The sequence below is a fragment of the Stenotrophomonas sp. P5_A8 genome, assembly GCF_056400545.1.
In genome coordinates this window covers 1-1,191 of the sequence record NZ_JBFULB010000571.1, presented here as the reverse complement: position 1 = coordinate 1,191, position 1,191 = coordinate 1, and the positions used below count along the sequence as shown (strand labels likewise).

Genomic DNA, 1,191 nt, shown 5'->3' with positions numbered 1-1,191 from the left:
CCATGGGCCTGTCGGTGTCGGACGTGTACAGCACCATCCAGCTGATGCTGGCCCCGGTGTACGTCAACGACTTCTTCTATGAAGGCCGCATCAAGCGCGTGACCCTGCAGGCCGATGGCCCGTACCGCACCGGCGCGGAGTCGTTGAACAGCTTCTACACGCCCAGCACCCTGCAGACCAATCCCGACGGCACGCAGGCGATGATCCCGCTGAGCACCGTGGTGAAGTCCGAGTGGGTGTCCGCGCCGCCGTCGCTGAGCCGCTACAACGGCTATTCGGCGGTGAACATCGTCGGTTCGCAGGCCGCCGGGCGCAGCTCGGGTGAAGCGATGCAGGCGATGGAACGGATCGTCAGCGACGACCTGCCGGCCGGCTTCGGTTACGACTGGTCGGGCATGTCCTACCAGGAAATCCTGGCGGGCAACGCGGCCACCCTGCTGCTGGTGCTGTCCATCGTGGTGGTGTTCCTGTGCCTGGCCGCGCTGTATGAGAGCTGGTCGATCCCGGTGGCGGTGCTGTTGGTGGTGCCGCTGGGCGTGCTCGGTGCGCTGGCGTTCTCGCTGGCACGCGGCCTGCCCAACGATCTGTACTTCAAGATCGGCCTGATCACGGTGATCGGCCTGGCGGCCAAGAACGCGATTCTGATCGTGGAGTTCGCGGTGGAACAGCGGGCGGCGGGCAAGAACCTGCGCGAAGCGACCATCGAAGCCTCGCGCCTGCGTTTCCGTCCCATCCTGATGACCTCGTTCGCCTTCATCATGGGCGTGGTGCCGATGGCCATCTCCACCGGTGCCGGCGCCAACGCGCGTCACGCCATCGGTACCGGCGTGATCGGCGGCATGGTGTTCGCCACCTTCCTGGGTCTGCTGATGATTCCGGTGTTCTTCGTGGTGGTCCGCCGTATGCTGGGCGACAAGCTGGACGAACCGTCCAAGGAGTTCCTGGAGCGCCAGGGCGAAGCGAACACGGCGCACCGTCCGGATCGTTGATCCGGCGGTAACGCCCTGAAACGGAAAAGCCCCGGCGCGAGCCGGGGCTTTTTTGTGGGCGGTGACCCGTCCTGAATTGGGTTGACACCTTTTCCCACAGGAAGAGGAATGTTCAATGGATTCAACACTCAGGCGCAGCCAGCGGGATTACTCGCTGTCCTTCAAATTGTCGGTGGTCGACCAGGTCGAGCGCGGGGAACTG

The 1,191-nt window shown here is 64.4% G+C and carries 1 protein-coding gene; it reads left to right on the top strand.

Going from position 1 to position 1,191, the window contains the following annotated elements:
* On the top strand, window positions 1-989 hold a 989-nt coding region (locus AC1DQP_RS20735; protein ID WP_478052462.1), incomplete at its 5' end, for an efflux RND transporter permease subunit.
* Between the last annotated feature and the right edge of the window lie 202 nt (window positions 990-1,191).